This window comes from Thermohalobaculum sediminis (assembly GCF_023487995.1).
Taxonomy (GTDB): Bacteria; Pseudomonadota; Alphaproteobacteria; order Rhodobacterales; family Rhodobacteraceae; genus Thermohalobaculum; species Thermohalobaculum sediminis.
In genome coordinates this window covers 260,801-282,254 of the sequence record NZ_JAMFKN010000006.1, presented here as the reverse complement: position 1 = coordinate 282,254, position 21,454 = coordinate 260,801, and the positions used below count along the sequence as shown (strand labels likewise).

Genomic DNA, 21,454 nt, shown 5'->3' with positions numbered 1-21,454 from the left:
TGGCGTCAGCTCGGCGCAGCCTGAAGGCCGACGTTGACAGCCAATCTGAGACTGGTTCGCATTCGTCTGACACCACCATGAGACGGTCAGGTTCTGGTGGAACAGGTTTGGCCCGATGTTCGCCGCCGAGATCCGGCGCAAACGCATTGACCGGATGCGCGCTTTCTCCGCCTCGCGCTGGCACGTCGACGAGGTTTTCGGGAAGATCAACGGCGAACACCACTACCTATGGCGCGCCGTCGATCACGAGGGAGAGGAGCTCGAAGCCGTCGTCACCAAGCGCCGGAACAAAAAGGCGGAATTGAAATTCCTCCGGAGATTGATGCGCCGCCACGGCCGGCCGCAGGAGATTATCACCGACCGGCTCTCATCGTGCCGCGCGGCACTGCGTGAGCTCGGTGGGACAGATCTGCAGGCGACGGGACGCTGGTTGACCAACCGCGTCGAGAACTCGCACTTGCCACTGCGACGACGGGAGCATGCGATGCTGCGGTTCACACGGATGCAAACCCTGCAACTCTTCGCCGCCGTCCACGCCTCCGTCTACAACCACTTCAATCAAGAACGCAGCATCTCGAGCCGGCACATCTTCAAGGTCAACAGAACCGCCGCTCTCGAGGAGTGGCGTCAGTCGGCGCGATCTGATATCCGGCGCTCGCCGGCAAACTGAGACGAGTTCGCATTCGTCTGACACCACCGCCATAAACAATAATTTTATTATTAAGTTCAATTACTTAAAGAAACTCCGTGTCTTTTTCCCCCGAGATTTCCCCAGCACAACCTGACTAAGCGGCGTGCTGCGGATTAATGCGCGCTAGCCACGCGCCTCTTCCGTCTCGCCTGCGCCGCCGCCTTCCTGCATCTCGGCGTTCTCGCAATCCGCCACGATACGCCCATAACGATCCCGATCCACTGCGCGGCAGGTGATTGGCTTGGGCTCCACAATGGCCCGCAAAACGTCTCGGGCCTCACGTCCGCGCGGCTCGTCTATCTCTGGCGCGTGCAGCGCGTGAAGCCGGATGCGCGTGTCCCAAAGGGCCAGCGTGTCACCGTCAACCACGCGCGCCACGCCACGCAGATCGGCGGCCAGGGCAAGACTAGGAATAAAACGAGAAAAAGAATTATGAGGCGCATAGTATGCAGTTAGCACGCTAAGTGGCTCGCCACAAAGGCGCCATGCAGCTGCCCATCATTCGACATGCGGATTCGACGAAATAAGCATGCCACCATGTTGCTTGCTCCGCAGGTGGCGAGTTCTGCTCGTTTAGCGTGTTGCGGCTACCCTCGACCTACGGCAGGTTAGCCGCGCTTACGCTCTCTCACGGAGTCCTTAACGGCAGGTTAAACGACAAACGCCGCCGCTAATACCCAGCGGCGGCGTCTACGGTCTTTGTTGTGGCGTAATCCTGCGTCTGCGTCTTCGTAGCGTGTGGCGTAACTCTGCAGAGAGACAACACCTAATTCCGAAACTGGTTCCGACCGGTGAGATTTTTTCTCAGTTAACGTCTGCCGCATCAAGATCAAAGGCGGATGGAAGGCGGCCGTCCCGCGCGCTTACGCGCGAGAACAACCGCCAATTTGCCTGGTCAGCTTAACATTGAGCACGCGAAATCTGAGTTTCTCTGCTTTCTCAGAAGCCTCCGCCGATCCACGGAGGATGCGCCCCGAGGATCGAAGCCGCCCGCCCCGTCGAGCCCCGCGATGCCGGGGAGGCTCGATCTAGGGCGGCTCGGGAGTATATTTTCGAATAAAGCTCACCCGGTCGCTCAATCATCTGCCATATCTTTTTTTACGGATACTATATTACTCGACATGGCAGCAATAATCCCGCAGATTCAACGATTGCGGATTTTTTCAACAAATTCGGCGGATGATTGATATTCGCTGCGGTTCGCACGAGGGTCTCCTCCGAAGAACAGATCGGCCGTTGAGTTGTTCACCCAACGCGGCAACGTGACCTCGATCTCGCGAACGCCAGCCGGCCGTGCTGGCATTGCCCGCTGGTTCAAGGACTACAACGCCGCGCGGCCGCACTCGGCGAAAGGCGCCTGCCGATGCAGCATGTCATCGCGGCACTGCGCGGATCAGCCCAAGAGCGCGGCAGGTTCCGCCGAAGAAGACCACGATTTGAGCGTTGCCTTTCAGATACATACGAGCAGGTGCTGATGCGGACGGCTTGCCAGAGTCCAATTGCCATGTGTTTTATGTGCATTGCTGCTTCGCTCAGCATGTCATCGCAAGTCCGCAGGGGGTGGAACGGTGAGCGCAGACTTCTGGCGTTATGGACATATCGGGCTCGCGGTCTTGCTGGCCAGCGTGAGCGCGGCCGCGTTGGCGCAGGATGCTTCATCCACGGGTAGCGATTGGGACCTCGACGCCCGGCTGAGGGCAGGCGAGAAATACGACGACAACATCTTCTCGACCGAGAACGACAAGCGCGGTGACTTCATCACCGTGATCGAGCCCGAGGTGACGGTCGAAGGGGGTAACGAGACCTATCGCCTTGGCCTGACCGCCGCGGCCGACATCGGCGTCCATGCCCGCGAGTCGGGCGAGGACTACGAGGATTTCCTTCTGGGTGGCGAAGGTCGTGTGAACCTGGGCGAGGAGAGCTTCCTGTTCGGCGGCGCCGACTATGCCTGGCTGCACGAGGAGAGATCCTCGGCCGACGACGTCGACGGCACCAGGCCCACGAAGTACACCGAAGCAAGCGGCTTCGTGGGCGCCTCGCACGACTTCGGCGATGTCGGCCTGCGCGTCGGCGCGAACCTACGGCGCTTCGACTTCGGCAACGTCCCCGCCGCCGGCGGGGGCGTCATCGACAACAACGATCGCGACCGGCTGATGGGCGAGTTCGGCGCGCGCCTGAGCTATGACATCGACGACCAGCTCGAGGTCTTCCTGCAGGGCCTCTACGACCTGCGCGAATATAAACGCAGGTTCGACGATGCGGGCTTCCAGCGCAGTTCGGACGGCGTTCAGGCGGCGGTCGGCATCTCGGGCCAGCTTGGTCCGGTGCGCGGCGAGGCGCTGATCGGCGTTCTGTCGCAGGGCTATGATGACGCGCGCTTCGACCGAACGACCGCGGTGGATTTCGGCGGCAAGATCACCTGGCGCCCCGGGCGGCGCACCACCGTCACCGGGCTGGTCGAGCGCACGCTCGAGGAGACGACCATCACCGGCGCGTCGGGCTATCTCTCGACGGCGTCGGGCCTCAATGTCTCGCACCGCATCGCGCCCGACCTCTCGGCGATCGGCTATGCCTTCCTCACCAAGAACGATTATCAGGAGAGCGGCCGCACGGACTACATCACCGAAATCGGCGGCGGCCTGCGCTACCACCTGACACCGAACTTCTTCGTCGGCGGCGACTATACCTTCGAGCAGCGCAGCTCGGACGTCGCGGGCGCAGATTATGACGGCCACACCTTCATGATCAGCCTCGGCGCGGCCCTCGACCCCGCCTACACCACCGATACCGGCTTCGCGTCGGCCAGCGGCGAGGGCCTATATGGCGGCGTGCAGTTCGGGCATGGCGCGCTGGGCACGGCGCTCGAGGGGCCGCGCGGCAACCCGCAGCAGGGCGGCAGCCTCGCCGCCGACTTCGCGGGCTCGGGCGTGCTCGGCGGCGCCTTCCTCGGCTATCGCGCCGATATCGGCAGCATCCTGCTGGGCGTCGAACTCGAAGGCGACATGGGCGCGGCCGACTGGCACCACGCCTCGAACCGCAACTTCGGCGTCGAGCGCAAGGACGGCATCGGCGGCAGCGCCATCCTGGGGTTCCGCACGCGCAACGACGTCCTGCTCTACGCCCGCGCAGGCGCGGTCGGCACCAGTTTCGAGACGACCTATGCCACCGGAGGCGCGGCGGCCTCGGACACCGAGCGGCGCCTGGGACTGCGCGGCGGCGCCGGTGCGGAATTCCCGATCGGAAACGGTTTCTCGGGGCGGATGGAATACGTTCTCACCTCGTATGGCGACTACGACTTCGGTGTCAGCGCACCCGGCGACAACTTCGCCAACATGGAATCGGTCGCGCGCATCGGCCTCGTCTACAGCCTTGGCGAGCGCGAGGCGCGTGCGCCCCAGCCGGCCGACTTCACAGGCTTCTATGCCGGCGCCCGGGTCGGGCATGGCGTGATCCTGACCGACACCGCCGGCGAGCGGACCTCGGGTGCCGGGATCACCACGCTGCGCGAGAGCGGTCAGGGCAGCGGTGGCGTCTTCGGCGGCCTGATGGCTGGTTACGGCCACAGCTTCGATGCGTTCTACCTGGGCGCCGAGGTCGAGGGCGAATTCGGCACCGCCAACTGGAACATCGAGCGCGACCCCTCGGGCAGACTGTTCTCGGCCCAGAAGCGCGGCGCGGTCGGTGGCGCGGTGCGGGCGGGCTACATCGTGAACGACGCCGTCCTCGTCTATGCCAAGGCGGGCGTCGTGAACACCTGGTTCGAAGCGGACTACAACTTCGCAGGCAACGACGTGTCGAGAACGCGCACGGAGGTGGGCCTGCGGCTTGGCGGCGGCATCGAGTTCCCGGTCACGGACGATCTGCACGTGAACCTCGAATACACGCGCACAGACTACGATGCCTTCACGGTCGATTATGGCGCGGGCATCGAGAGCTTCGATCCGGCCGAGAACCAGTTCGGCGTCGGGCTGACATACAGGTTCTGACCGCCGCGTCCCGGATAAAAACCACAGGGAATATGTGGTTCTTTTGACGCTGATCAAGGAAGCACCCGCCGCGCCGGGTCTTCACTGTCGGGTGTCCGGCCGAAGCGAATCGATTCGCCGAAAGGGTGGGTATTGGCAGGAAGCCGTGACGGACATTCCAAGGGAGTAGGGCCTCATGACGATCGAACGTTTCATTCCCGGGCTGACCGGCATCCTGATGGCAGGCACCGCTGCCGTGGCGCTGTCGCTGACCGCGCCGGGCGACACGGCATTCGCCGCCGGCGGCCAGGGCGCGGGCGGGCAGCAGAAGGGCCAGGGTGGCGCTCACGGCAAGGGCGGCGCCGGCGCGGGCGAAGGCAGGGGCGGCGGCCTCGGCGGCATCTTCCGCGACATCACAGGCGCGGAGGAAGAGGATTCCGATCGGCCTGACTGGGCTGGCGAGAAGGGTGGAAAGGCGGGCGCCGGTGGCAAGCCGACGACGGCCGGCTCGAAGCGGGGCGACCTGTTCGGCGACCTGTGGGTGATCCTGCGCGACGAGGATGGCGTCCCCATCCTGACGCCCGAGGGCTTCGTCCAGCCGATCGATGCCGAGGGTAACCTGATCCCGCTGGACGAGGAAGGTGCGCCGATCGAAGAGACGCTGACCCAGGAGGTCGAGCTTGGCCGCCTCAACGTCGGCCGTGCGCCGACCAAGGTGCTCGACCGGCGCGCCGACGAGGTGATCCTGCTTCTCGAGAGCGCGACCGCGCTGGCGCTCGATCCGTCGGGCCGCCTCACCGTCACCACGCTCGTCGACGGCGTCGAGACCACCAAGACGATCGACTCGCCGCTCGAGAACCTCGCGATCTATGTCGCGCTGATGACCACCGGCAGCATCCCCGACATGACGCCCGATGACCTGGTCGGAACCGAGTTCGACTTCATGGTCGATGGTGCGCTGACGATCGAGGACCTTCAGGCGGCGCCGGCCTTCCTCGCGGCGGCGACCGACAAGACCTCGCCGTTCTCGGTCGACGAGATTGCCTATATCGACGCCTTCCTCGACATCCAGACGGTGACGGTCGGCAGCGTGACCTACACGGACATCGACTATTCGAGCTTCAGCTACGACCGCTCGGATACCTTCGGGGACGCGACGGCGACCGTGCTGATCCAGCAGACCGACGGCAGCTGGGAGGCCACTGAGGTGAACATCTACGAGACGGTCTTCGCCAGCACCGACCTGACCGCGAGCGGAACTCTCGAGGCCTTCACCGCGGCGGCCGAGGATGCCCGGCAGGTGCTCGAGTACATCCACGAATACGCCGTGCCGATCGACCAGCTGGCCGCGAACTGAGGGCGCTCTGCGCGAGAATGGGTGAGCGCGGACGGAAGCTCCGCGCCCCCTTCCGGTTCGAGCCGGGGAAGGGAGGCTCTCATGGGCATGACGGCACCGATCACACGGCGAAGGCTTGCGCGGCTGCTGGGAGGCACGGCGCTCACGGTTCTGGTCGCAACGCTCCCCGCGGAGGGAATAGCGCAGACCCACTTGGGCGGCGGCGGCGGCGGCGGCAAGGGTGGCGCCGGCGGAGGCCACCTCACCACCGGATCGCACGACACCGGCCATGACACCGATCACGCGACCGGTGACGACCACGCCGCCTCCGATGGCAAGGGCAAGGGGCCGAAATACATGGGTGGCCGCGACGGCGCCAGCGGCGGCCACGACAGCGGCGAGGATCACGACCACACCGATGGCGATGATCATGACAGTGCGGATGGCGGGCACGAGAGCGGCGGCGGCAAGGGGCCAAACTACATGGGCGGACGGGCGGCCGGCGGCCGGCTCGACCGCGGCGGCGGTCACTCGCTCGAAGAGCGGGTGTTCAGCGACGCTGGCGGATGAAGATCGAGAAATCGCCATCCGTCGGACAGGAGGGATGACCGGCCGCAGCATGCTGGTGCCCCTCACACAATACCACCGGTGGGGAGGAACCTGCCCGCCAGCAAGCGCGGACAACCACAATCCATCACCGTGCGGCCGCATTTCACTCCGCTGAGCTACGCCGGCGTCATGCCCTTGTTCATCTCCCGAACGACTTCGCGCACGACGTTCGAGACGAGCTGCTTGTGCTTCGAGACGGACCTGGTGTTGTGCTTCTCGCTCGCCTTCACGCGGCCGGTCAGCGCCTTGAGCGGATCCCGCTCGATGAGGCTACTGCTCCGTGTTTTTCGGCGACATGTCTTCCTTCTTGGCCGGGCCTGGCGCGCGGCGGCGCGGCGGGGTCCGCGCAGTGGATGAATAATCGGATCGCTTAGGGCTCACGATCCACGTGTGATCAATTTGTTGCGGTCCCCGAAGATCATCCAGCCGAAACCGAAGCCGGGGCGTCACTCTGGAGCTGTCGCGCCGACGGAGCAACGGGCGGCATACGCCGCTGGCGTCTGGCAGCCGATCACAGAACGGGCATCTCCGGGCGTCAGGTCGCCTTCTCGAGGGAACAGTTTCCGAAGCACACCCCGACCTTGATCGGGGTGATCGTGTCGTTGCCCTGGGTTCCGCCCTTGCTGCTGTTGCATCGCTTGTGCATCGGAACGAGGTTCCGCTTGTCCTGGTAGGCCGTTAGCATCGTGTCGACGAAGACGACTTCCCAGTGCACGTCGTCCTTGCAGACGGTCGCGGTCTCCAAACCGATCCGGACGTCCGCCCAAGGCGTGACGTGATCGATGCTCCGCTCGTCCTCGGCGATCGGGTCGCCGCATTTGGCGCATGGGCTGTTGGCATGCTTGCGCCAGAACCGTTTCCTGAAGGCGGGTTCGAAATCCATCCGGTCCTTGTTGGCGATCTTGCGCGCGCCGCATTTCTTGGGCGGCTTTGCCTGCCGGTCGCGCTTTTCCATGTCCTTGATGGCCTTCTTGATGGCCTTCTTCTGAAGCGCCTCGAGTTCCTCAGGGGACATGCCCTCGTTCGTCTCCCGAACGACCTCGCGCACGACGTTCGAGACGATCTGCTTGCGCTTCGAGACGGACCTGGTGTTGTGCTTTCCGCTTCCCTTCACGCGGCCGGTCAGCGCCTTGAGCGGATCCCGTTCGATGAGGGTACTGCTGCGAGTTTTCGGCGGCATGTCTTCCTCCTTGCCTGGATCGGGCGCATGGGGGCGCGGCGGCGTGGCCCTCGCGGTCGCCGCAGAATCTGATCGGCGAGGGCTCCGGATCCGCGTTGGCTCAGTTCACCCTGCCGGCTGACGACACATCGATCAATGCAACACAGTGCAAGCAGCCCGCTGTGGTGGCGGGTGGATGGTGTCTGGCCACATGGATCCAAATCTCGCTCGCGGGGCGCCGCTACACCCGCTACATCCGCAACACGCAGTACCGACGCGGGCGCCGCGGATCCGCCCGAGGCGGAGAGGGAGGACTGTGCAAATGTGCGGAACGGCGCGCCGGTCAGCACGAGTGACGGGAGACGGCGAATGCGATGTCCAATTTGAAAAGAGTCTTTCCCCCATTCCGCTGGCTCGCAGACTACCGGGCCGCGGACCTTCCCTGTGATCTGCTGGCCGGCGTGACGCTCGCGGCTTATGCCATTCCGGTCTCCCTGGCCTATGCGACGCTCGCCGGCCTGCCGCCGCAGGTGGGGATCTATGGATATCTGCTCGGCGGGCTGGGATATGCTCTCCTTGGATCCTCGCGGCAGCTCGCGGTCGGGCCGACCTCGGCAATCTCGCTGATGATCGCCAGCACCGTGGGCGCGATGGCGGGGGGTGATGCGACCCGTTACGCCCAGATTGCGAGCCTCGCCGCCTTCACCGTGGCGCTCCTTGCCCTTCTCTCATGGCTCCTGCGCCTCAGCGTGCTCGCAAAGCTCATCAGCGACAGCATTCTCGTCGGCTTCAAGGCGGGAGCGGGACTGACCATCGCCATGACACAGCTTCCCGGCCTCTTCGGCGTCGGGGGTGGAGGTCACAACTTCGTCGAGCGGGCGGTGCTCTTCGTCGGGCAACTCCCCGATTCTCGCCCCGCGGTGCTGGCTGTCGGAATCGTCTCCCTCGCGGCACTCTCTCTCGGGCAGCGCTGGCTGCCTGGAAGACCCGTGGCGCTCGGCGTCGTCGCCACTTCGATCCTGTTCGCGCCGCTGTTCGGCCTTCCGGCGCTCGGCGTGCCGATCACCGGGCACATCCCCGCCGGACTGCCAGAACTTTCCCTGCCTGGCTTGCGCCTGCGCGATGTCGAGGGGATCGTCCCGCTCGCCGCCGGATGCCTGCTGCTGGCCTACATCGAGGGAGTCTCGGCCGCGCGCAGCTTCGCAAGCAAGCACGGCTATCCGCTCGACCCGCGGCAGGAGTTCCTCGGGATCGGCGCCGCGAACCTGGCAGCCAGCCTAGGGCAGGGCTATCCGGTGGCGGGTGGCTTATCGCAGTCCGCAGTCAACGACAGTGCCGGCGCGCGGAGTCCGCTTGCCCTCGTCTTCGCTTCTGGCGCTCTCGCGGCCGGCCTCCTGCATTTGACGGGCCTCCTCGAGAACCTCCCGAAGGCCGTCCTCGCCGCCATCGTGCTGACGGCCATCGCCGGTCTCATCGACATCGGCGCCCTCTACCGGATGTGGCGGGTGAGCCGCTTCGATTTCTGGGCGGCGGTGATCGCGCTCTGCGCCGTCCTGTTCCTTGGTATCCTCCAGGGCATTCTGCTCGCCGCCCTCGCCTCTTTGGTGCTGGTCCTGATCCGTGCCTCCCGGCCGCATGTCGCGTTCCTCGGACGGATTCCCGGCACGCGGCTCTACTCCGACCTCGAGCGGCACCCCGAGAACGAGGAGCCGCCCAACGCGCTCGCCTTCCGGCCGGAGGCATCGCTTCTCTATATCAATACCGAGCACGTGCTCGCCGAGGTTCTCGAACGGATCACGGCACGTGGGACGGCGGACCTGAGGCTGGTCATCTGCGACCTTTCGGCCTCTCCATTCATCGACCTCGCCGGTGTCTCGATGCTCCATGCGCTGCAGAAGGAACTCGCAGCGCGGAACGTCCCGCTGCGGCTCGTCGGCGCGCATGGCTACGTCCGCGACGTCCTTCGTGGCGCCGGCATCATCGATGAGGTCGGCGGCGTGTCGCGCGAGGCGAGGATCGAGGAACTTCTGGGAGGTGACCGGAGTTGACTGGGCACTGCCAAAGGAGGTTCGCTTGAGGCGGGATAGCCGCGTCCCTACCCTTGCGGCATTAGCCGACGCAGGCCGCTTCCGCTACTTCGAGACGTCGCCTGAGATCATCCGTCTGGCCGTGATGCTCTACGTCCGGCTCCCGCTCTCGCTCCGGAACGTCGAGGATCTGCTGCACGAACGCGGCATCGACGTCAGCCACGAGACGGTGCGGTTCTGGTGGCACCGGTTCGGGCCGATGTTTGCCGCCGAGATCCGGCGGAGGTGCGCGGACCGGATGCGCGCCCTGGGTGGACGGAAAGATGCGGCGACCGACCACAACCCGGGTGTCGGACGGCTATGCCGCCGTCCGACATCAGCCGCATCAGGCCGCATTCGGCCGGCGCATCGTTTCGGCTCTCGCCGTCGTGCTGCGCGCCCCGGAGGTTCGCTGAAGCGGGATCACCTGCGCATGCCCGCCGGGAGCTTCGCCGCCCCTGAGTTCAGCAATCGTGAGCCCAACTTCGGGATCGGCCGTCCCACCGAGCCTGGCGACCATGCCGATCTCGTCCCGGTTCAACCCGATATCCCGAAGCGCCCGATCATCGAGCTCGGAAAGCGCCCGGTACGTTCGTCGCGTTTGCTTCGCACGGCGACAGACGTCGGTCACACCGCGAACAACCGAGGAGACGCGGCCGGCCGCAGCACGGAAGAGCGCGTAGACTACCGCGGCGCGCGCCTCGTTCGCCTTGCGCAGATGAGCCTCAAGCGCCGGATCGTTGCTCAGCCAGAGACGATGGAATCCCATGATCGGCCTCCTTCTCCCGAGACGGACATCGCCCGCCATAAGATAGATTTACTTGACCACGTCCGCTTCTCGCCAAGCGCAGCCGGTTGACACCTGGATATATCTGCTTGAACAATCGCATCTACAAACGAGATGTTCTGGCTGAACCCGATAGCTTCGCTAATTCGTCAGGGAGACTCGCCTGCACCGTCGCCTTCCCCCGCTGAACAGTCTGCGCGCCTTCGAGGCGGCAGGCCGGCACCTCAGCTTCAAGAAGGCTGCGGAAGAGCTTCACGTCACGCCGGCGGCGATCAGCCAGCAGGTCAAGGCGCTCGAGGAGTACTGTGGCGTCGAACTCTTCCGTCGCCTCACCCGAGCCCTTCAACTGACCGAAGCCGGACGAGCGGCGCTCCCCCTGCTTCGCGAGGGCTTCGACCGCCTCGCGGACGGCGCGCGGGCGCTGCAAGCCGGACGCAGGGGGGCGATCCTGACAGTGAGCGTCGCACCCTCCTTCGGCGCCAAGTGGCTGGTCCCCCGGCTTGATCGGTTTCGCGAGTCGTATCCGCAATACGACGTGCGGATCGACGCAACAGACCGCCTCGCCGACTTCTCCGGCGACGATGTCGATGTCGCGCTTCGCTATGGCCGGGGGAACTACCCGGGCCTGCGTGCCGAATGCCTTTTGACCGATGTCGTCTATCCGGTCTGCAGCCCCAAGCTGGTGAAGGGGGACAGGCCCCTGCGCCGACCCGAGGATCTGCGCCACCACACCCTGCTGCATGTCGACTGGCAGATGGAGGAGGAAGCCGCTCCGAACTGGCGGATGTGGCTGCGGGCTGCTGGTGTCGAGGGCCTTGACGCCAGCCGCGGGCCGCGGTTCAGCGCCGACAGCATGGCCGTCGAGGCCGCCGCTGAAGGCCACGGCGTGGCGCTGGCGAGCGAGGCACTGGCCGAGGGCGACCTGAAGACCGGCCGGCTCGTTCGGCCCTTCCCGCCATCGATCCGCCAGGCGACGATGTTCTGCTATTACCTCGTCTATCCCGGCGTGCGCGCCGGCGACGCCAAGGTCACCTGCTTCCGCGACTGGATTCTCGCAGAAATCGGTGGGAGCGACGCCCAACCCCGCGACCCGTCAGGCCAATCATGACCCGGCATCGCCGATTGCCCAGATGGCCGTTTACTGTTCAAACTGACCTGCTCCACGTGGGTGATCCGGTTGACCTGCCCCAATGAAGTGGTCGGATTTGAATCTTTGTGCATGACGGGTCTGGGTGCCACGGTCGGGGTAGCCAGCGAAGCGGCTCCGGATGGTGGAGCCGGCCACTGCACGACCACTGGCGGTGGCGGTCGATAACCCATCGACGAGTGTAGGCGCATCGTGTTGTAGTGCTGGCACCAGCATTCGATGACGATCTTCGCCTCGGCGAGACTGTGGAAGATCTCGCCGTTCATATTGGGTTGCGAGCGCGATGGTGAGGGCGTTCCTTGCCGAACGATTTGCGGCAATGACAGGTGTGGTTGAGCTAGGCTCAATTTCGGGGCAAGGGCGAAGCCGCTCCACGGTGCGTCCGGGATCAGGGCAGCCCAGCGATCACGCGATGCCGAACCGCTTGCGATAGGCCGTCGGGGTTTCGCCGGTGAGGCGGTGGAAGAGCTTGCGGAAGGCGGCTGGGTCGGCGTAGCCGACTTTCCAGGCGATCTGGTCCACCGGGTCGCGAGTCAGTTCCAGCGCCTCCCGGGCGCGAGCGACGCGGACCTGCTGGAGGTACTCGACTGGCCGAATCCCGGTCGCCTTCGCGAAGCGGCGCAGGAAGGTCCGCTCGCCCAGCCCGGCGATGGCGGCGAGTTCGGGTACGCCGGGCCCGTCGGCGGAGCGGGCCTGCAGGTGATGCTGGGCCTTCAGGACCGCCCCGTCACCATGATCGAAACGAGGCTGGAAGACGGCGAAGGGAAGCTGGCTGCGGCGGGGCGGATCTACGAGCAGGAACCGCGCCGTGGCCAGCATCACCGAGGGGCCCATCAGCCGCTCCACCAAGGTCAGGCCCAGGTCGGTCCACGCCAGGATGCCGCCGGCAGTCATCAGGTCGCCGTCCACCAGCACCATCCGGGACTCCGCGACCTGCACCGCTGGGAAACGTTCCGCGAGCGCCTGCGCGAAGGCCCAGTGGGTCGTCGCCCGCCGCCCATCCGCGAGACCCGTCTCGGCCAGCACGAAGGCTCCGGCGCAGACCGAGCCCAGCACCCCGCCCTCGGCGTGCCGCGCCTTCATCCAGGCGGCTGAAATGGGCATGGGCCGCATCTGGTCAGGCGCCACCAGCGAGGGCGGGGCGATCGCGTGGGTCAGCACATGCGGCGCGCCGGGATGGCTGTCCCAGGTGCACGCGACGCGGCCCTCGTCCTCCGACGCGGTCCAGTGGCTGATCCGCACGAAGGGCGCGGGCCCCTCGCCGGCCCTGCGAGACGCCCACTCGCCGGCTATCCGGAACAAATCCGTCAGCCCGTGCACCGCCGCGAGCTGGCAGTCCGGATAGATTAGCAGTCCGATCTGCGCCGCCGGCTTGTCCGCCATACCCATTTGTCAGTTCCGCCTCGAATGATGTCAGTTCCGCCAATCCCGCGCAGCGTCGGGCGCCCTTAGCTTTCTGTCCATCGGAACCGCGATGCAGAACGAGACGAAAGGAGAACCGATGACACGGACCGCTCCGACGAAATCGCCCGACCTCCCCCGGCGCGCGCTGCTCGCCGGCGCGGGCGCGGCGAGCGCCGCCCTCGCCTTCCCTATCCGGCCGCAGGACGCGGCCGCTCGCACAGGAGCTGAAACGTTGGCCACAATCGCCACCGACGACGGCGTCGAGATCTTCTACAAGGATTGGGGCCCGCGCGACGCGCAGCCCGTCGTGTTCCACCACGGCTGGCCGCTGAGCGGCGACGACTGGGACGCGCAGATGCTGTTCTTCCTCGGCCAAGGCTACCGCGTCATCGCCCATGACCGGCGCGGCCATGGCCGCTCGGCCCAGGTCTCGGACGGGCACGACATGGATCACTATGCGGCCGACGTCGCGGCGCTGGCCCGCAAGCTCGACCTGCGGAATGCGATCCATATCGGCCACTCCACTGGCGGCGGCGAGGCCGCCCGCTACATGGCCCGGGCCGAGCCCGGCCGGGTCGCCAAGGCGGTCCTGATCGGCGCAGTGCCGCCGATCATGTTGAAGACCGAGACGAACCCCGAAGGCCTGCCAATCGAAGTCTTCGACGGCTTCCGCGCCGCACTGGCCGCCAATCGCGCCCAGTTCTACCGCGACGTCGCCTCGGGGCCGTTCTACGGCTTCAACCGCGAGGGCGCGGAGATCAGCCAGGGACTGGTCGACAATTGGTGGCGCCAGGGCATGGCGGGCGGCGCGAAGGCGCAGTACGACGGGATCAGGGCTTTCTCTGAAACGAACTTTTCCGAGGACCTGACGGCGATCGAGGTTCCCGTCCTGCTGCTGCACGGCGAAGACGACCAGATCGTGCCCATCGACAATTCCGCCCGCAAGGCGATCAAGCTGCTGCGGGACGGCACCCTGAAGACCTATCCGGGCCTTTCGCGCGCTCCTTTTGCGACCCACCCCGATCTGGTGAACGCCGACCTGCTCGCCTTCGCGAAGGCTTGATCTGTTGCATCCCCGGCAGGCGGTGCGTTCCGGCCTCCGCGGCCACGCGGTCGACGAGGGCGACGGAGCTTTCGGTGTCGATCCAGCCTGGCGAGACTCTCAGAACCCGCACGCCTCGTGGCGCCGTTTCCTTGGACAAGCTCTTGGAATAGGTGGAGAGGGCCGCCTTGGCCGGGGCGTGGGCGGTGGTCGCCTCTGGCAGGGGAAGCCGGCTCTGAATCGAGGTGACGTGGATGACCACGCCCCGGCCCTGCTCCAGCATCCCCGGCAGCAGCGCCCGGTCAAGCCGCACCGCAGGCAGGAGGTTCAGCGCCAGCTCCCGGGCCCACTCAGAATCGCCGAGGGCTGCGAACCGACCGGCGGGCGAGGCGCTGCCGCCGAGGACGTGTACCAGGACGTCCACGCCGCCCAGCCGCCGGCGCACGGCGTCCGCCACGGCATTGCAGCCCTCCGGCGTTGTGAGATCGGCGGCGACGAACAGCTCCTCGGGCAGGCGCGGGGGGCGCTCCCGGGCGGTGGTCAGCACCCGCGCGCCGAGCTCGCGGAAGAGGGCTACGGTCGCGGCCCCGGCGCCGCGCGTGCCGGAGGTGATCAGCGCCCGCCGGCCCGCAAGGTCGGGAAACGCGCTCATGCCCCTATCTCCAGCCGGCGGATGCCGGTTCCCTCAAGTTCGAATGCGAAACGCAGGGTAGCGGCGCTGCCGGGGAAGTCGCCGGTCGCCCGGGCGCGGACGAGAACCCGGTCGCCTTCGTTGACCGCGTCCAGCGGCTCGTTGTCGAACTGGTATCGCGCCCTCGCCGCGCGCCACCACGCGCGGATCGCGTCCGCGCCGACACGCGTCCCGCCCTCATCCTTCACGGCGGTGCCGTCGGCGAAGCTGCCGGCGAGAGCCTCGGAGTCGCACGCAGCATCGGCGCCGAAATAGGCGGCGACGGGGGCGGAAAGTTCGGGCGAAATCTCGGCATCTCCTTTGCGTCGGGCCGCCGGCGGTAGGATGCCGCCAGCTTCAGCATCGAAATTGGCCACGCCTTTGCATCCTCATAAGCTGGATGATGCGGCACGAAATGATGAAGGACCGGGACGATGAAGAGCTTCGCCGAGATGGACGCCGCGATCGCCGGCGCCCGCCGCGGCAGCTTCCGCGCCGCCGCGGTCGATTGCGAGATGTTTACCACCGCGCTCAGCCATGCCGTCGCGTGACAAGAAGACTGCGCTGGAATTCCTCAGGAAGGCAGTGCGCGAGCACGGTCAGGTCGAAGTGATCGTGACCGACCGGCCAATGACATATGGCGCCGCGCTCAAGGCGCTTGGGGCTGAGGCGCGACAGAGAGCCGGTCGCTGGGTGAACAACAAGGGTAGAGAATTCACATCTGCCATTCCGGCGACGAGAGCGCGATGCTCCGCTTCCGGCGGATGCGAAGTTTACAGATGTTCCCCGCCGTTCATTCCTCGGTCGACAACCACTTCAACCACGAACGCAGCTCTCAAGCCGGGACGTCGTTAAGCTCAATCGCGCCCCTGTTCTTGATCAGTGGCGTCAGCTCGGCGCCGCCTGAAAGGCCCGTGCCCCGGCAGAACCGAGACTGGTTCGAGTTGATCCGACAGATCCCTCGGCGATGAAGCAGGTCCTTGCGCCGGCTCGGGGCGGCGGGAATAGTACGCCCGCATCTGAACAAGGAGACATCATGGCCCGGCCAGACCTGATCGCCATCGGCGCCTACAAGCCTTGGGACATCGAGGCGATGGAGTCCGACTACACGCTTCACCGCATCCCCGAAGCATCCGGGCTCGCCGGGCTGGCGCAGGAGCTGCGCGGGCGGGTGCGCGCGCTGGCCTATCAGGGCCACAAGGGCTTTGGCGGGGCCGAGATGGACCTTCTGCCGGAGCTGGGCGTCGTGGCCAACTATGGCGTGGGTTATGACGCGATCGACGTGGCGGCGGCCTCGGCCCGCGGGATCAAGGTGACCAACACGCCCGACGTGCTGAACGACGACGTGGCGGATCTTGCTGTCGCGCTCTTGCTGGCACAGGGGCGGCGGATCGTCCAGGGCTCGGAATGGGTGCGCTCGGGCCAGTGGGCGGCACGGGGCGAGATGGTGCTGAACCGCAAGATCAGTGGCGGGCGCGCGGGCATCCTTGGGCTGGGGCGGATCGGGCGCGAGATCGCCGACCGGCTGGCGGGGTTCAAGATGGACATCCATTACTGGGCGCGCAGCGAGAAAGAGACGCCGGGCTGGACCTATCACGCCGACCCGGTCTCGCTGGCGGGCGCGGTCGACTACCTGATCGTGGCCCTTGTGGGCGGCGCGGCGACGCGGGGCTTCGTGTCGCGCGAGGTGATCGGGGCGCTGGGCCCCGGCGGGGTGATCGTGAACATCTCGCGCGGGAGCACCGTCGACGAGGCCGCGCTCCTGGACGCGCTGGAGAGCGGCGCGATCGCGGGCGCGGGGCTGGACGTCTTTCTCAACGAGCCCAACATCGATCCGCGGTTCCTGAAGCTCGACAACGTGGTGCTGCAGCCGCATCAGGGCTCGGGCACGGTCGACACGCGCAAGGCGATGGGCCAGCTGCAGCGCGACAACATCGCGGCGTTCCTTGCCGGGCGGGCGCTGCTGACGCCGGTGAACTGAGGCGGGCGGCGGCGCGGGACGGGCGCGGCGCGGCGCGGGGCCTGACGCGTCCGGTGAGGCCCCGGGTCGAGCCCGGGGCAGCGAAGGGTGGCGCGCGCGGTCAGTATTGCGCCGCCTGCCCTTCGAAAAGATCGGGCGCGAGCGCGCCGCGCTTGCCGATCACGCGCGCGGCGAGCGTCATGGCGCGGGTCGCGGCCTCGTCGAGCGTGGCGCCGGTCAGCAGCGCCGCCAGCAGCCCCGCGTCGAAGCTGTCGCCGGCCGCGGTGCTGTCGACCACTTCGGCCACGTGGGGCGGAGTGAAGATGCGCGCGCCCTCGCGCGCCGACCAGAGATGCGCCGGCGCCTGGCCGTTCTTGACCGCGACGAGCGTGGCGCCGAGGTCGCGGTAGCGGGCAACCGTCTCCTCGGGCCGCGCGTCGCCGAAGAGGCCGGTCTCCTCGTCGAACGAGGGCAGCACGATGTCGGCGACCGCGGCCGCATGGGTCAGGCCCGCGCGCATCGCGGCTTCGCTCTCCCACAGCCGCGGCCTGAGATTGGTGTCTAAGGCAACCTGCGCGCCCAAGGCCCGGGCGCGCCCGAGCGCCGCCACCAGCGTGGCGCGCCCCTCGGGGCCCAGGATCGCCATGGTGATGCCCGAGAAAAACAGCAGGTCGCGGCCCGAGAGGATGCGGTCGAGCCAGTCGGCGTCATCGGCCAGCGCGCGCGCCGCCGACTGCCCGCGCCAGTAGGAGAAGCTGCGCTCGCCCTGCTCGAGCCGGATCATGTAGAGGCCCACGGTGCGCCCGGGGATGCGGCGCACGGTGCCGGTGTCGATCCCCTCGCCGCCCATGAATTCGAGCATCGCGCGCGAGACCGCGTCGTCGCCCACCGCCGTGGCATAGCCCACCGTCCATTCGGCGGGCAGCAGGCGGCGGGCATACCAGGCGGTGTTGAAGGTGTCGCCCGCGAAGCCCATGCGAAAAAGCCCGCCGGGCGCGGGCGCCATCTCGACCATGCACTCGCCGATGGCGAGGAAGCTGGGTCCGGGCATGCCGCCCCCCGCGCCGCCCGCGCCGCCCGCGCCTGCGCCCGCCCCTGCCCCCGCGCTCACAGCAGCCCTCGGCCCGCGAGGTTGCGCATCAAGGCCGCGGTGCCGAAGCGCCATTCGGGGCATTCGGTCGAGAGGCGCACGGTGTTGACCAGGGCGCCAAGGCGGGCTTCCGCGATCGTCACCACGTCGCCCGGCTTGTGGGTGAAGCCCTGCCCCGGCGCGTCGCGGTCCTGGATGGGCGCAAACAGCGTGCCGAGGAACAGCAGGAACCCGTCGGGATACTGGTGATGCCGCCCGATGGTCTGGGCGACGATATCCGCCGGGCGCCGGCTGATCTGGCGCATCGAGGAATCGCCGTCGAGCACGAAGCCGTCGAGCCCCTCGACCCGCAACGTCAGTTCGGCCGCCTCGACATCGGCCATGGAATAGCCGTCGTCGAACAGGCGCAGGAAGGGGCCGATGGCGCAGGAGGCGTTATTGTCCTTGGCCTTGGGCAGCAGGAGCGCCGAGCGCCCCTCGATATCGCGCAGGTTCACGTCGTTCCCCAGGGTCGCGCCAAGGATGCGGCCGCGGCTGTTCACCGCCAGCACGATCTCGGGCTCGGGGTTGTTCCAGGTGGAATCGGGGTGCAGGCCTACGGCCGCGCCCCAGCCCACCGCGCTCATCGGCTGGGCCTTGGTGAAGACCTCGGCGTCGGGGCCGATGCCGACTTCGAGATACTGCGACCAGAGCCCCTCGGCCTGGAGCGCGGCCTTGACGCGCGCGGCGCGGTCCGAGCCCGGCTCGATCCCCGCGAGGCTGCCGCCGATCGCGCCCTGCACGCGCCTGCGCACCTCGTCGGCACGGCTCGGGTCGCCCATCGCCTGTTCTTCGATCACGCGCTCGACCATGCTTTCGGCGAAGGTGACGCCGCTTGCCTTGATCGCCTGCAAATCGGCGGGCGCGAGCAGGCGGGGCGCGTCGTCGTCCGCGGCCGCTTCGGTCGAGGCGGCGGCGAGATCGGCGAGCGTGCCCAGATCCTCGCCGGGTGCTACGCGCGCGCGATCGGCCGCGTCGTCGCATTCAAGCAGGTCGCGCAGGGTCGGCGACTCGGCGCAGGTGATGTCGACGAGGCGCTCGCCGCGCACGGCGACCAGCGCCGGGCCGATGCCGGTGCGCCACACGCGGCCGACGAGGGCGGCGCCGGGTTCGGGGTTCGAGAGGGGAAGCATCGCGGTCCTCCGTCAATGCCCGGGGGTGGGCAGCATCTTGCCTGGATTGAGAATGCCGTTGGGGTCGAAAGCGGCCTTGATCGCCTGCATCCACGCCAGCGCGTGCCCGTGCTGGGCCTGCATGTAGCCGATCTTGCCAAGACCGATGCCGTGCTCGCCGGTGATCGTGCCGCCGAGGCTGAGCGCAGTCTTCGCGAGGGTTGCCGCGAACTCCTCGACGCGGGCGCGCTCGGCCGCGTCGTCGGGGTCGAAGCGCAGGCCGCAGTGGAAGTTGCCGTCACCGACATGGCCGAGGATCGCGGTGATGAGGCCCAGCCTGCGGCTTTCGGCCTGCGCGGTGGTCACGGCCTCGGCCAGCCGCGAGATCGGGACGCAGACATCGGTCGCGAGCGTCCGTTTGACGGGGTTGAGCCGGCTGATCGCATAATGCGCGTCGTGGCGCATGCGCCAGAGCGCGCGGCACTCATCGGCGCGGTCGGTCCAGCGGAAGCCGGTGGCGCCGAACTCGGCCGCGATCGCGCCGAAGGCCGCGGCCTGCTCGGCCACGGTCGCGGGCGAGCCGTGGAATTCGAGGAAGAGATGCGGCTTTTCCGGCAGGTCGGCGCCCGCGTGCAGGTTGAAGCCACGGGCCATCATCTCGTCGACGAGCTCGATGCGCACCACGGGAATGCCGGACTGGATGGTGAGGATGACGGCATTCACCGCGTCCTCGACCGTCTCGAAGCGGCAGGTGGCGGCCGAGACCGCCTCGGGCAGGCCGTGCAGACGCAAGGTGAGCTCGGTGATGATCCAAAGCGTGCCCTCCGAGCCGATCAGCAGATGCGTGAGGTCGTAGCCGGCCGCGCTCTTGCGCGCGGCGGTACCGGTGCGGATCACCGTGCCGTCGGCCATCACCGCCTCGAGCGCGAGCACGTTCTCGCGCATCGTGCCATAGCGCACCGCCGTGGTGCCCGAGGCGCGCGTTCCCGCCATGCCGCCCAGCGAGGCGTTGGCACCGGGATCGACCGAGAAGAAGAGACCGCTGTCGCGCAGAGCCTCGTTCAGCCCCTCGCGCGTGCAGCCGGGCTGGGCGACGGCGACCATGTCCTCCGCGCGGATCTCGAGCACACGCGCCATACGGCTCATGTCGAGCGAGATGCCGCCGGAGGTGGCCAGGTGCTGCCCTTCCAGCGACGTGCCCGCGCCGAAGGCTACGACCGGGCAGCGATGCAGGTTGCAGGCCCGGACGATTGCGGCCACGTCTGCGGTCGATTCCGGGAAGGCCACGGCATCGGGCAGGGCGCGCGGGAAATGCGCCTCGTTGTGCGCGTGCTGCTCGCGTGCCGCGGCGGCAGTGGTGAGCTTGTCGCCAAGGACAGGCGAGAGGTCCGCGATGGCGCCTTCGACCGGCATCACTTGCCCCAGCGCAGGACGAGCGGGTCGAGCGGGCGCAGGAGCTCGAGCAGCATCGACCGCGTGTCGGGGTGCAGCGGCGCGATCGGATGGCGGCAGAAGTCCGAGCCGATCACCCCGCCCGCCACCATCGCGGCCTTGGCGGCGCGGAACCCGCACTGGCGGTTCTCGTGGTTGACTGCCGGCAGGACGCGGGCATAGCCCTCGACCGCCGCCTGCCGCCGCCCGGCGAGGAAGTCGCGCACGACCGGACCGATCAGGTCCGGGATCATCGCGCTTGTCATGGTGCCGGTGGCGCCGGCGTCGAGATCGGCAAGGAGCGTGATCGCCTCCTCGCCATCGAATGGCCCCTCGATGGCATCGCCCCCCTCGGCGATCAGATCCCTGAGCTTGGCCGCGGCCTGCGGGCACTCGATCTTGAAGAGCTTGAGCATCTCGATCTCGCGCGCCATGCGCACCAGCAGGGCCACGGGCAGGTCGACGCCCGAGAGCGGCGCGTCCTGGAGCATGATGGGGATGCCGGCCTCGCCCACCCGTGCGAATTGCTGATAGGTCTGCCCGGCCGTGCCCTTCAGGAGCGCGCCGTGATAGGGCGGCATCATCATCACGATGTCGGCGCCCATCGCCTTGGCCCGCCGCGCGCGGGCGACCACGATTGGCGTGGCGAAATGGCTGATGGTCACGATCACCGGCACGCGGCCCGCGACATGTTCGAGCGAGAGGCGGGTCAGCGTCTCGCGCTCGGCATCCGAGATCAGGAACTGCTCGGAGAAATTGGCGAGGATGCAGATTCCGTCCACCCCCTGATCGATCATGCAGTCGAGCACACGCTTCATGCCCTCGAGATCGAGGCTGCCGTCGTCGTGGAACGGCGTGGGCGCGACCGGCCAGATACCGGAGTAGGGTCTTTCGGTCATTTCTTCAGGTCGTCCTTGCGGGGTCGGAAGTCGGGCCGCGCCGCGCG

17 protein-coding genes and 4 pseudogenes are annotated in these 21,454 nt (G+C 67.4%); 10 read left to right on the top strand and 11 right to left on the bottom strand.

The genetic code is table 11. From position 1 onward, the window contains the following. Window positions 1-76 precede the first annotated feature (76 nt). Window positions 77-670 (top strand): annotated as a pseudogene (locus tag M1105_RS14185) (IS6 family transposase); the annotation flags it as partial. Window positions 671-814: 144 nt separating this feature from the next. On the opposite strand, the gene M1105_RS14180 reads toward M1105_RS14185, so the two are convergent. Next, window positions 815-1,150, bottom strand: coding sequence for a thermonuclease family protein (locus tag M1105_RS14180; protein ID WP_249581025.1), 336 nt, complete (start codon window positions 1,148-1,150; stop codon window positions 815-817). Window positions 1,151-2,259: 1,109 nt separating this feature from the next. Here M1105_RS14180 and M1105_RS14175 point away from each other — a divergent pair. The 3 genes from M1105_RS14175 (at window position 2,260) to M1105_RS14165 (ending at window position 6,562) form a co-directional block, all read left to right on the top strand. Next, on the top strand, window positions 2,260-4,677 hold the full coding sequence (locus M1105_RS14175) for an outer membrane beta-barrel protein (protein WP_249581024.1): 2,418 nt from the start codon (window positions 2,260-2,262) through the stop codon (window positions 4,675-4,677). Window positions 4,678-4,852: 175 nt separating this feature from the next. Continuing rightward, window positions 4,853-6,013, top strand: coding sequence for a hypothetical protein (locus tag M1105_RS14170; protein ID WP_249581023.1), 1,161 nt, complete (start codon window positions 4,853-4,855; stop codon window positions 6,011-6,013). Window positions 6,014-6,100: 87 nt separating this feature from the next. Beyond that, window positions 6,101-6,562 carry a hypothetical protein gene (locus M1105_RS14165; RefSeq protein ID WP_249581022.1) on the top strand — a complete coding sequence of 154 codons (462 nt, stop codon included), beginning with the start codon at window positions 6,101-6,103 and terminating at the stop codon, window positions 6,560-6,562. 574 nt (window positions 6,563-7,136) lie between these two features. On the opposite strand, the gene M1105_RS14160 is transcribed toward M1105_RS14165, so the two are convergent. Then, window positions 7,137-7,781 (bottom strand): HNH endonuclease, encoded by a 645-nt coding sequence (locus tag M1105_RS14160; RefSeq protein WP_249581021.1) that lies wholly within the window; start codon window positions 7,779-7,781, stop codon window positions 7,137-7,139. 353 nt (window positions 7,782-8,134) lie between these two features. Here M1105_RS14160 and M1105_RS14155 point away from each other — a divergent pair, with 353 nt between their 5' ends. Next, complete coding sequence (locus M1105_RS14155) at window positions 8,135-9,808, top strand: SulP family inorganic anion transporter (RefSeq protein WP_264759634.1); 1,674 nt, start codon at window positions 8,135-8,137, stop codon at window positions 9,806-9,808. Between the two features lie 124 nt (window positions 9,809-9,932). Continuing rightward, a pseudogene (locus M1105_RS14150) lies at window positions 9,933-10,067 on the top strand (IS6 family transposase); the annotation flags it as partial. Between the two features lie 105 nt (window positions 10,068-10,172). Here M1105_RS14150 and M1105_RS20985 read toward each other — a convergent pair. After that, window positions 10,173-10,595: a DUF1127 domain-containing protein gene (locus tag M1105_RS20985; protein WP_406600627.1), complete on the bottom strand. Its 423-nt coding sequence runs from the start codon at window positions 10,593-10,595 to the stop codon at window positions 10,173-10,175. 181 nt (window positions 10,596-10,776) lie between these two features. Between M1105_RS20985 and M1105_RS14145 the strand changes: the two genes are divergently transcribed. Further along, window positions 10,777-11,721, top strand: a complete 945-nt coding sequence (locus tag M1105_RS14145) for a transcriptional regulator GcvA (RefSeq protein ID WP_264759649.1) — start codon at window positions 10,777-10,779, stop codon at window positions 11,719-11,721. Between the two features lie 107 nt (window positions 11,722-11,828). Here M1105_RS14145 and M1105_RS14140 read toward each other — a convergent pair. Together M1105_RS14140 and M1105_RS14135 are read right to left on the bottom strand one after the other, a co-directional pair. Then, window positions 11,829-12,026, bottom strand: a pseudogene (locus M1105_RS14140) (integrase core domain-containing protein); the annotation flags it as partial. 139 nt (window positions 12,027-12,165) lie between these two features. After that, the gene (locus M1105_RS14135) at window positions 12,166-13,143 is read right to left on the bottom strand and encodes a GlxA family transcriptional regulator (protein WP_249581019.1); all 978 of its coding nucleotides are present in this window, start codon (window positions 13,141-13,143) and stop codon (window positions 12,166-12,168) included. A 91-nt stretch (window positions 13,144-13,234) separates the two neighbouring features. On the opposite strand from M1105_RS14135, the gene M1105_RS14130 reads away from it, so the two are divergent. Then, the gene (locus M1105_RS14130) at window positions 13,235-14,227 is read left to right on the top strand and encodes an alpha/beta fold hydrolase (protein WP_249581018.1); all 993 of its coding nucleotides are present in this window, start codon (window positions 13,235-13,237) and stop codon (window positions 14,225-14,227) included. On the opposite strand, the gene M1105_RS14125 is transcribed toward M1105_RS14130, so the two are convergent. Next, window positions 14,115-14,858 carry an SDR family oxidoreductase gene (locus M1105_RS14125; protein WP_249581017.1) on the bottom strand — a complete coding sequence of 248 codons (744 nt, stop codon included), beginning with the start codon at window positions 14,856-14,858 and terminating at the stop codon, window positions 14,115-14,117. The two genes, M1105_RS14130 and M1105_RS14125, sit on opposite strands and share 113 nt — an antisense overlap. After that, window positions 14,855-15,253, bottom strand: a complete 399-nt coding sequence (locus M1105_RS14120; protein WP_249581016.1) for a nuclear transport factor 2 family protein — start codon at window positions 15,251-15,253, stop codon at window positions 14,855-14,857. Before M1105_RS14120 ends, M1105_RS14125 begins: the two co-directional genes overlap by 4 nt. A 169-nt stretch (window positions 15,254-15,422) precedes the next feature. On the opposite strand from M1105_RS14120, the pseudogene M1105_RS14115 reads away from it, so the two are divergent. Beyond that, window positions 15,423-15,783 (top strand): annotated as a pseudogene (locus tag M1105_RS14115) (DDE-type integrase/transposase/recombinase); the annotation flags it as partial. Between the two features lie 129 nt (window positions 15,784-15,912). Further along, the gene (locus M1105_RS14110) at window positions 15,913-16,857 is read left to right on the top strand and encodes a 2-hydroxyacid dehydrogenase (RefSeq protein ID WP_249581015.1); all 945 of its coding nucleotides are present in this window, start codon (window positions 15,913-15,915) and stop codon (window positions 16,855-16,857) included. 100 nt (window positions 16,858-16,957) lie between these two features. On the opposite strand, the gene M1105_RS14105 is transcribed toward M1105_RS14110, so the two are convergent. The 4 genes from M1105_RS14105 to M1105_RS14090 are packed head-to-tail and all read right to left on the bottom strand — an operon-like array spanning window position 16,958 to window position 21,407. Further along, entirely contained in the window at window positions 16,958-17,887 is a 930-nt protein-coding gene (locus M1105_RS14105; RefSeq protein ID WP_249581014.1) for a sugar kinase, read from the bottom strand. Window positions 17,888-17,943: 56 nt separating this feature from the next. Then, on the bottom strand, window positions 17,944-19,098 hold the full coding sequence (locus M1105_RS14100) for a fumarylacetoacetate hydrolase family protein (protein ID WP_249581013.1): 1,155 nt from the start codon (window positions 19,096-19,098) through the stop codon (window positions 17,944-17,946). Window positions 19,099-19,110: 12 nt separating this feature from the next. Next, entirely contained in the window at window positions 19,111-20,490 is a 1,380-nt protein-coding gene (locus M1105_RS14095) for an FAD-binding oxidoreductase (protein ID WP_249581012.1), read from the bottom strand. Further along, on the bottom strand, window positions 20,490-21,407 hold the full coding sequence (locus M1105_RS14090; RefSeq protein ID WP_249581011.1) for a dihydrodipicolinate synthase family protein: 918 nt from the start codon (window positions 21,405-21,407) through the stop codon (window positions 20,490-20,492). The genes M1105_RS14095 and M1105_RS14090 overlap by 1 nt, the downstream gene beginning before the upstream one ends. Window positions 21,408-21,454: the final 47 nt, after the last annotated feature.